14 protein-coding genes are annotated in these 9295 nt (G+C 54.9%); 1 reads left to right on the top strand and 13 read right to left on the bottom strand.

The window, feature by feature from the left end:
• A partial coding sequence (locus AC07OK_RS14775; RefSeq protein WP_494691013.1) for a transposase occupies window positions 1–448 on the top strand: 448 nt, incomplete at its 5' end.
• A 245-nt stretch (window positions 449–693) separates the two neighbouring features.
• Here the strand turns inward: AC07OK_RS14775 and AC07OK_RS14770 are convergent.
• From AC07OK_RS14770 to AC07OK_RS14710, 13 genes are all read right to left on the bottom strand, one after another.
• Complete coding sequence (locus AC07OK_RS14770; RefSeq protein WP_494691012.1) at window positions 694–1035, bottom strand: hypothetical protein; 342 nt, start codon at window positions 1033–1035, stop codon at window positions 694–696.
• A 91-nt stretch (window positions 1036–1126) separates the two neighbouring features.
• Window positions 1127–1600 (bottom strand): hypothetical protein, encoded by a 474-nt coding sequence (locus AC07OK_RS14765; RefSeq protein ID WP_494691011.1) that lies wholly within the window; start codon window positions 1598–1600, stop codon window positions 1127–1129.
• A gap of 36 nt (window positions 1601–1636) precedes the next feature.
• The gene (locus AC07OK_RS14760) at window positions 1637–1915 is read right to left on the bottom strand and encodes a hypothetical protein (protein ID WP_494691010.1); all 279 of its coding nucleotides are present in this window, start codon (window positions 1913–1915) and stop codon (window positions 1637–1639) included.
• A 50-nt stretch (window positions 1916–1965) separates the two neighbouring features.
• A complete protein-coding gene (locus tag AC07OK_RS14755; RefSeq protein ID WP_494691009.1) occupies window positions 1966–2574 on the bottom strand; it encodes a DUF3885 domain-containing protein in 609 nt (202 codons plus the stop codon).
• Between the two features lie 355 nt (window positions 2575–2929).
• Window positions 2930–3214: a hypothetical protein gene (locus tag AC07OK_RS14750; protein WP_494691008.1), complete on the bottom strand. Its 285-nt coding sequence runs from the start codon at window positions 3212–3214 to the stop codon at window positions 2930–2932.
• Window positions 3215–3300: 86 nt separating this feature from the next.
• A complete protein-coding gene (locus AC07OK_RS14745) occupies window positions 3301–3621 on the bottom strand; it encodes a hypothetical protein (protein WP_494691007.1) in 321 nt (106 codons plus the stop codon).
• A gap of 105 nt (window positions 3622–3726) precedes the next feature.
• The gene (locus AC07OK_RS14740) at window positions 3727–4062 is read right to left on the bottom strand and encodes a hypothetical protein (RefSeq protein ID WP_494691006.1); all 336 of its coding nucleotides are present in this window, start codon (window positions 4060–4062) and stop codon (window positions 3727–3729) included.
• A gap of 293 nt (window positions 4063–4355) precedes the next feature.
• On the bottom strand, window positions 4356–4784 hold the full coding sequence (locus AC07OK_RS14735; RefSeq protein ID WP_494691005.1) for an energy transducer TonB: 429 nt from the start codon (window positions 4782–4784) through the stop codon (window positions 4356–4358).
• 381 nt (window positions 4785–5165) lie between these two features.
• Window positions 5166–5696, bottom strand: coding sequence for a nuclear transport factor 2 family protein (locus AC07OK_RS14730; protein WP_494691004.1), 531 nt, complete (start codon window positions 5694–5696; stop codon window positions 5166–5168).
• 15 nt (window positions 5697–5711) lie between these two features.
• Complete coding sequence (locus tag AC07OK_RS14725) at window positions 5712–6107, bottom strand: VOC family protein (protein WP_494691003.1); 396 nt, start codon at window positions 6105–6107, stop codon at window positions 5712–5714.
• Window positions 6108–6137: 30 nt separating this feature from the next.
• Window positions 6138–6395, bottom strand: coding sequence for a hypothetical protein (locus AC07OK_RS14720; RefSeq protein ID WP_494691002.1), 258 nt, complete (start codon window positions 6393–6395; stop codon window positions 6138–6140).
• Window positions 6396–6455: 60 nt separating this feature from the next.
• The gene (recJ, locus tag AC07OK_RS14715) at window positions 6456–8150 is read right to left on the bottom strand and encodes a single-stranded-DNA-specific exonuclease RecJ (RefSeq protein ID WP_494691001.1); all 1695 of its coding nucleotides are present in this window, start codon (window positions 8148–8150) and stop codon (window positions 6456–6458) included.
• A gap of 1 nt (window position 8151) precedes the next feature.
• Complete coding sequence (locus tag AC07OK_RS14710) at window positions 8152–9201, bottom strand: hypothetical protein (protein WP_494691000.1); 1050 nt, start codon at window positions 9199–9201, stop codon at window positions 8152–8154.
• Window positions 9202–9295: the final 94 nt, after the last annotated feature.

The raw sequence follows: 9295 nt of genomic DNA, 5'->3' as shown, positions 1-9295 counted from the left end.
CCATATCGGCGTCGATGCAGCGTCGGGCTTGGTGCATACCGTCGTCGGCACGGCTGGCAACGTCGCCGACGTCACCCAGGCGCACGCGCTGTTGCATGGCGAGGAGATCGCCGCACTCGGTGACGCCGGTTACCAGGGTGTGGAGAAACGACCCGAGAACCTCGACAAAGCGGTCACTTGGCACGTCGCCATGAAGCGCTCCAAACGCAAGGCACTGCCCAACAACAAGCTGGGCCGCATGCGGGAAAAGCTTGAGCATCTGAAGGCTAGTGTGCGCGCCAAAGTCGAGCATCCATTTCACGTCATCAAAAACCTGTTCCGGCATCGCAAGACACGGTATCGCGGTCTGGCGAAGAACACCGCACAGCTGTTTACGCTGTTCGGCTTCGCCAATCTGGTGCTCGCTGGCCGGCGGTTTACGATCACAGAAACCCGACGTGCGTCCTGACCGCCGAAAGGCGTGGAAAACAGAGGTGATTTTGCCTCGCAATCGCTGTTTTTGACGAGCTGCGATTTGCATTTCTCGTGTCGTCGATTTTTCTCGCTGAAAATCGACGGCACTTCAAAAACTACGAATTAATCAGCGCTTCCCTAAGTTGCAATATCTTTGGTGACATAGGTTTCAAATCTATTATTCCGCTGGTTCTACCCGCTGCTAGCCGGAAGTGATCGCTTAACATTCGAGACATCCAATTAGCCAAAAAGTTCACCGAACTCCAGAACGTCGTTTTCAAGTAAATTAAATGATAAGTTCTGCTTTGGGAAAATCTGTTCGTTATTGCGAATTATATGTATATCTACAGGCTGCCAATTGTCATTGATCAGGTCTGTAAATTTAAAATATTTTCCAAAGTATGCAGGATTGCTATCAAATGACTCCAGCATCGGTGTGATCCGAACATTAAATTGCTGTTCATAATCAAGAATCGCTTCTGCTAGCGTCTGAGCATTTGACCGTAGAGCCAAGTCAAGATGCGGGCAGAGTGTTCCTGTGTACGTGTAGCGCGAGTTTTTAGGACCACAAAGGAATGGCATGATCTTTTGGTAGGTGCATGTCTTACGCCTAGTTCAATATTCGTTGTCCTAACTTTCCGAACGGCGGCTCCTGGCCGTATTCGGTCGATTTTTACAAACCGAAGCCTTTGTTCCTGCATTTCACGTTATCCGTTTTCGCGGGTTGGAATTTTCGGGAAACTGGAGCAACTAGCCAAAGGCTGTGAACATTGCTCGACCACTCTACGCCTTCCCTATGTTTTACAAAAGCTATAACATCATCCCGTTGCAAACCGCTGATGAGGCAGTTACCAAAATTGATGACGTACCCATCGGGCAAAACGGGCTGAGTCATCTCAGCTAATAGCTTATTATCGGCGGACTTCAAACGCCAAATTCCCAAATTGGTCCTTGAATGTGTGTACGTGACTTCCACTGACGGACTAGACGCACTTTGCGGATAAATGAGCCATCCGACATCTTGCTCGGATTGAGCTAAAACCGATTTGGCAAAAAACAATCCAACTGAAAGTATCGTTACGACGATAAAATTATTTAGATTCATTAAAATTTTCAAACCAACTTTCTGTTTTCTCTTGTATTTCACAAGATATTCGGTTTTGGCCGGATGCGGAACCAACGCCTACGACAACAAAAGGTTAAGATGACCCGAAAAAAATGCCGTAGCTGATACCGCTGCCCCACCAAACAAGACAATAAGTGCAATGGGAACCCGAACCAAAGCGAGGCCAGCCAACAAAACCCCAGCTACCAACAATGCCAAAGCAGCGACATAGCTGCCGTGACTCAAAAATGCTAGAAACCAATTTGAGACAATGTACCCAATAACACCGAGCCCAGCAATTGTGCCGATGAAATAAACTGTGCTTTCCCAAACCATCAAGCGTTCAAGAAATCTCATAGTCTATCTAAAGTTAAATGTCCGGTGTTGGCCGCAAGCGCCACAACAGTCTATTCTGACCTGAAGGTATGATCCATGGCAGGCCTGTTGTAGTCAAGCAGCCAAGCAATGTGCTTCTCGTACAGCGCTTTTAATGGCGCGGGCACTCGACAAATAATATCCATCCCTCTGTCATCGTACGGGTGGATGAGGATTCCGCTCTCAGGGTTGATTAGGTAAATCAAGCAGTGTGGATTGGGGCGTATTCGACGGAAATCGGTAGCTAAAGCGCACCAAAGTAGATTTTGCAGTTTCGATGTAGGTACTTCGAATACGCAGTTTACCCATTGTCCTTCGCCGAAATCATCATCCATATTGATCTCTGCCCAAACATCCCTCAGCGTTGGGATCGACACTCCTGCGATGTCGAGTTCGCGAAGGGATTCCCTAAGCTCGAATCGCGTAGAGAAAACAAAACGCTGCAAGTGAACGACAATTTTGTCTTGCCCCAATGCGTCTTCGCAAATTGCTGTTGATTTGCGCAATGCCGTGAGGAGTTGATCGAATGCGCTCCCACCCTCGGACAATTCGAACCGGAGACCGCCCGGAAAATTGTGGAACAATGCATGCCGGTAGCTGCCGCTCTCTGTCAATTCGCGAATAATTTCTCTATACTTCATCACACCTTTCAAGCAAAAACAAATGTTGGCACTCGTCAGCCATCCGCCTACTCAGTGTCGGCCCATGGCCGTTAGCCGAAAAGCTACTGATCGGCATACGGAGTCATATCCTGTTCCGGGAAATCCGTGGTGTAAGTCCCCCAGTCCCGGAATCGATAGTACAGAGTCATTGCTTCGAAATGACTCGGCGCATCGACGGTCCATTCTAATCTCGAATTCGGAGGTAGCAAACTTCTGATCGCATTCCCGTCGGGACCGGCCGGGCAAAAAGTATCAAGACCATCGGGGTCAACCCAAAGCTCGTGCAGCATTGATATGTCCTTTATTCATCTAGGTCCGCTGCTGGCCGTTAGCGCTATTTCCACATGTAGGAAGCACCACGTGCTAAGTTACGAATCGCGCCTTCACTTAGCCAAGGATACTTTATCTTCAGTGCAGCAGTAGCTAGGTCCATGCCGGACTGCAAGCTCGGCTCTATCCAATGAGCGGAAGAATTTACCTCTTGCCAGATTTCCTCGACAAGAACGCCATCTTGTACCTCAAGCCCTTTTGCAGCTAACGTCTCAAGGATATATGCCCATGGCATAGTCCAGTCGGAGAATTGTTCTAGCAATTGGTTGACCTGCTGATTGCTACGCATCTTTTCTCCAAAATACTTCGCCTAGGTCTGGTTCTGTCTGATTACCGCAAAAGGACGAAAAAATCCCCCTGTACGAGTTCATTAACTTATTCTTGCCACTCCATGTGCGCCGGAACCATACTCTTTAATTTCCATTCTTCCAGATTTTCAAAGAGAGCCGTTGCAGGCCAAGGTGGACGCTGCTTTCCTTGCCAAACAAGATGCACTTCTGCTACTCGCCCAGTATTATCTTTGAGTGCAAATAGTGCATCGTCCCCGTCGCCCCGACCAATGAGTCTTACTGGCACCCCATACAGTGCATGACCCCGACTCGTCTCTCTCGCAAGTTGCTCTGCAAAAGTACGAAGATAACTTTCGCTTGCATCCTCGGTCGATGCCCACGGCTCAAGCCAGTCTGCTTCGTCCATAAGTCTCCTATCTTCAGCCGATTGCATTTCAGTTAGCCAAACTAACTCGAACTAAACGTAGTAGTGTCCGCTGTTGGCCGATAGCGAACGAGGTTAAAGCAGCGCTCAGCGAAAAACGCCAACCACGTTATAGACAAACCCGCCGAACATCAGAGCCATCGACAACCACATTGCTGGCAGCAGGCGAGGAGGAAACAACTTGGCGTAGGCATTGCGCTCCGCGCTGTCGTCGAGACGGACCGGCATACGCGCAACGCGGAAGAAGTCGCCGTAGGGGACGAAGGCCCAGATGCAGCAATATAGGCCCAGGCCAGCGCGCATCAGGGCGTGGCCCAACTGGCCGCCCAGAACCAAAAATACGGCATTGGCGACCAGTGCGATACCGACAATGGAAGCGGCTACGGAAACAAGGGGCGCACGGTTCGGTTGAAATCGCATCATCTTTACTTTCAATGGTTCTACGAGCAGAGCCACATGATAGCGCCGCGAACAAAGAAAACATACTCTTCAATTCTCACACGTCACCGTTCAATTTTCAGCGTTCAAAGACGATGTGGACGTATATGCATGCGATTGTAGGTCCGCTCTTGGCCGATTAGAGTCTTGTCAGTTCGTCAGGCGAAACAGGTCAGACGGTAGCGACTCAGGCTCGTTGTTATGCCAACACCATTGAATCGGCGTTCGAGCTCATGACAGATTGCTTTATTGTTAAGCCGACGGTCGCGTGAAGATTTCTAATTAATGATGAATTTATAACTCTTTTTTTGCCATGCCGTTAATGTTTCGGGTGAAAATAAGCAGACAGACAAAGCGTTTATGGCAGCCTCATCCAATATTGCCCATCCAGAGGACCGTGACACCTCGGCATTAGTAGCCCGGCCGTCTATGCTCACTTGATAACTTAAAACCGTTGTACCTTCCAACTGCCACAAGAGTGCATCTCTCGGATATGATGCCTGAACACATACTTTTTCGTTGATCGTTGTTAAGTCAGGCTGACTAGGCCGATAGCGATTTTTTGCTTCATAAAAACGTTCTACCGCTTCATTTATTTTCTTGCGAGTGTGCGGATGTGCCGCGTCATGAGCTGCGGCCCCTGCACTGATCACGATCAAGGATATGGGAAGTATCCTTCGATACATTTTCTTCAAACAATATTTCACTACCTTTTCCTTCTAAAAATTTTTCTGGTACGTATGTCCGGTCTTGGCCGAAGACAGCCTAATCCTCTTTCGGTAGCGGAGGGCGGACCATTGGTTCAATTTCATCGCTAGAAAGAAGTTCAGACAAATCTTCTGGCGAAAGCCGCTTCATTTTTTCCTCCAGCTTTCTGTCATAGCTTCGGTCATTTGGGTCCCAGTGTTTATGCGCCTTGCGGGCATACTGCTGGACGAAGCGTCCGAGTTCAGCTGCTAGCTGTGATTTTGTACGCTTTGGGAGCATAGGTTTAGGTCAGTCTTAGTTTTCTTCTCAAGGTCCGCATTTGGCCGCTTGCGGTAGTTCATCCTCGGCAGCCTACCAAATGATCATGTATTTTATGAACGTTAGACTTCGGGCGGGACTGGGTTTTCTTCAGCTGACCACGTTACGGCGGCAATCTTCCAGCCGGCCTCGGTCCGGACAACTTGCCAACTTTCCTTGCCCCAAGCGCTCTTGTAATCTCCGATCATGAAGGTGTAATCAAACCAAACATGCGCAACGTGACCGTCCGTATCTATGCGGACATTGGAGAACTTTTCAGACTGCGGAATTTTTGACCTGGCGATACCCTCGATGAATTTCCGAGGACTCCTTCTAGTTTGTACCCTCGTGGCGAGCGGCTCCTTCGGATCTTTTCGACTGGCGTTATACCGCTCAACACTAGCATCGGTATAGGCTACTGTCCATGTAACGTCCTCCCGCACAAACAGTTCCATAAAATCAGCGGTATCCTTTTTGTGGATGGCTTCCTGAAACTTTTCAATCAGTTTGGTAACCTGCTGCTCGCTCGTGGCAGCGTTCTCTGCATATGTTGGCGGATGTGTGAATAGAAGAAGACTGCAAGCAAGTACTGTGGCAGAAAAAACTACTCTCATCGTTTCCCTTGTGCTTTAAGCCGAGCAGTTCAGCATCCACTGCACGCCAAACTGGTCGGTCAATTTGCCGTAATAGTCGCCCCAAACCTGCGTGTCCAAGGGCGTAGTGACCACGCCGTTTTCCGCCAACTTGTCAAAAAGCTGTTTCGTCAGCTGCCGGTCGGTCATCTGCAAGATATGGGCGGACCCTCGCATCGGCTCCGCATCGTCATTGTCGGAGGCAAAGAACAAGACGCCTGGCCCCTCAAATCTTGCATGCATGATTTTGCCGCGCATGGCTTCGTTGCGAACCGGCATGCCATCTACACCGAATCGCAGCACGTCGGTGACCTGACCCAGCCCGCACTGCGTATAAAACTCCAGTGCTTGCTCGCAAGTCGTTGTAAAGAAAAGGTAATTGGATAATTGCATCAAACCATCCTGACAGATAGGCGGGGATGCTTAGAATACCATCTTGTTAATCTGGAAAGTGCGCGAATTCTCACGCGCTGCCATCGAGCATTTCTGTTCGATGGCGGACTTGATGTCGTTCAGGTCCTGCAGCAGGGCTTTTTTCGCCACACACTTGAACAGTACCCTCTGCCGCCGCCGCTTTCGGCAATGCTGGTGGTGGAAAGGAAGATGAATCCCGATATCGGTGATCGCGGCCCAGACCGCTGCCCTGGAGCCGTTGATGCTGACCTGTACTTCAACGAGCATGACGTCTCCTTGGGGCGGACTCAGTATGGGTTCCCGCCTGCGCGGGAACGACGGATTGGCTTATGCCGGTTCTGCGTGCTCCACCATCAGCTGCACCTTGGTGACGCCGTTGTATTCATTGGCGTCGAGCCGGAAGGCGACCTTGGCGCGCTCGCCCAGCGAATCGACGTGGCCGAACCAGATGGCGTCGTAGCGGGCGCCGTTCTTCTCCAGCAGCAGCTTGAGGTGGCGCTCCTTCAGGATGCGCTGGCTCACCACGCGGAACTCGTCGCAGAACACCGGCGGCGCGAAGCCCTGGCCCCACACCTGGCCGTCCATCAGCTCAATGAAAGCGGTGGTGTAGTAGGCGTCTTCCAGCGGGCCGTCGGTTTCGATCACGCGCTCCAGCTGCTGCTTGCTCAACCACGCGCGGCCCACTTCCTCGAAGGCTGCCGCGAAGGCGTCGAAGGCGTCGGCGCGCAGCGTCAGGCCGGCGGCCATCGCGTGGCCGCCGAATTTGTCGATCAGCGTAGGCGCCTTCTTGTACACCAGGTCCAGCGCGTCGCGCAGATGGAAGCCGGGGATGGAACGGCCGGAGCCCTTGATCCAGCCGTCGGCGCCGGGCGCGAAGGTGATAGTCGGACGGAAGAATTTTTCCTTCAGGCGCGAGGCGACGATGCCGATCACGCCCTGGTGCCACGATTCGTCGAACACGCAGATGGTGCTGCTGTTGGCCGGCTCGAACGCGTCCAGGTGCAGCAAGGCCGCGTCCTGCATCTCGGCTTCGATCTCGCGGCGTTTCAGATTGATTTCGTTGAGCTGCTGCGCCAGTTGCCATGCGCGGCCTTCGTCGTCGGTGATCAGGCATTCGATCCCCAGCGACATGTCCTCCAGCCGTCCGGCCGCGTTCAGGCGCGGGCCCAGCGCGAAACCGAGGTCGAAGGGATTGGCGGTGCGCGGCTCGCGCCCGGCCACGCGGAACAGCGCGGCCACGCCGGCGTGCATGCGGCCGGCGCGCATGCGCTTCAGGCCTTGCGCCACCAAGATGCGGTTGTTCGGGTCGAGCCGCACCACGTCGGCCACGGTGCCCAGCGCGACCAGGTCGAGCAGGTTGTCCAGCTTGGGCTGGGTCTGGGCGTCGAACACGCCGCGCTTGCGCAATTCCGCGCGCAGCGCCAGCAGCACGTAGAACACCACGCCGACGCCGGCGATATGCTTGCTCGGGAAGCCGCATTCCGGCTGGTTCGGGTTGACGATCACGCGCGCGGCCGGCAGCGTGTCGGCCGGCAGGTGGTGGTCGGTGACGACGACTTCGATGCCGCGCCGGTTGGCCTCGGCCACGCCGTCGATGCTGGCGATGCCGTTGTCGACGGTGATGATGATGTCCGGCTGCTTCTCGCGCGCCGTCAGCTCGACGATCTCCGGCGTCAGGCCGTAGCCGTACTCGAAGCGGTTCGGCACGATGAAGTCGATGTTGGCGCCCATCGCGCGCATGCCGCGCAGCGCGACCGCGCAGGCGGTGGCGCCGTCGCAGTCGTAGTCGGCCACGATCACCATGCGCTTGCCGGCGGCGATCGAGTCGGCCAGGAACACGGCGGCGGCGCCGATGTGCAGCAGGCCCGAAGGCGGAATCATGGACGCCAGTTCGCTCGACAACTCCTTGGCGTCGGTCAGGCCGCGCGAGGCGTACAGCCGCGCCAGCACAGGGTGGATGCCGCCCTGGCGCAGCATTTCGGATTCACGGAACGGGCAGGGGCGGATGGCGATACGGGTCATGTCAGGCTTGCTTTAGTAAGAGGTTCAGGTTCGGCTTGCGCCAGAATTTGCGCAGCGCCAGTTTGCTGGTGCTGACGGTGCTCCAGCCGTTGCGGTGGCTGAGCATCAACGTCAGGCGGCTGATGCGGCCGTCCTGCAAGGCGGCCAGCAATGGCGCCAGCCATTCCAGCTCGATGCGCTGCATGCGCGCGATCCAGTCGGACCAGTCGCCGGTTTGCGCCGACGGTATCAGCTCGGCCAGCATCACGCTGCCCGGCTGGGCGATCAATTGCGCGACGTTTGGCTGGCGCAGCGCGGGCGCGGCCAGCGCCTGCATCCATGCCGGGCCGCCCCCGATGGCCAACGGCTGCGGCGCGGCTTTCAGCGGACCGGCGCCGCCCCACAGCCAAAACGAATTCACCGCTTGCAGGCCGCGCGCCTGGCGTGCCTCATTGACCGGGTGTTCGTGCCACTGCATCTGGATTTCGTTTTGCAGCTTGCGGTAGGCGCGCGCGTGTTCGCCCTCGGGCATCCAGTCGCTGAGGTTTTGGGTGGTCGCGGCGTCGGGCGAGGCGGTGGCCATGCCGGACCACTCGTCGGCTCGTGCAAACCACAAGCCCGGCGCGGCGTGCAGCAGCGTCTTGCCTTGTTCTTCGAAGCAGGGGCGGGCCAGCTCGTAGAGCGCGCGCGATTCCGCCTCGCTCAACTGCAGCGCGCGTGGATCGGACAGCAGCAGGTGCGTGCGCGACAGCTGGATATGCGCCGGCTGCACGATGAACCAGTGGCCATGCCCGGCCGTAGCCTCCGCCTGCAAACCGCAGCCGTGCATGACGGCGGTGGCCACTGGCGCGCCGGTGTCCGGGCGATCCGGCGCGGACGCCAGGCCCAGCGCGTGGGCCAGCCAGGCCTCGTGCGGCAGCACCCGGCTGTCGTTGTCGTAGATGTTGTATTGACAGTGTTTGTTGCGAGACAACAGCGTAGCCAAAGCAGGGGTTTTCAGGGCGCGCAACAGGTCGGGCGCCATCTCCGGCGGGGGCAGGGCGTAAGGCAGGGCGAGGGTGATTTCAGTCATGCCGAGATTGTAGGGCATAGCAGCGGACGATGGGATATTGCGTTACGGAACTTAAAAATGACACGGGGAATTATAAGAGTCAAAAATAACAATT

The sequence above is a fragment of the Duganella sp. GW821-FHT07G03 genome, from assembly GCF_059418605.1.
The sequence above is the reverse complement of the archived record's forward strand: the minus strand, read 5'-3'. Positions and strand labels throughout refer to the sequence as shown.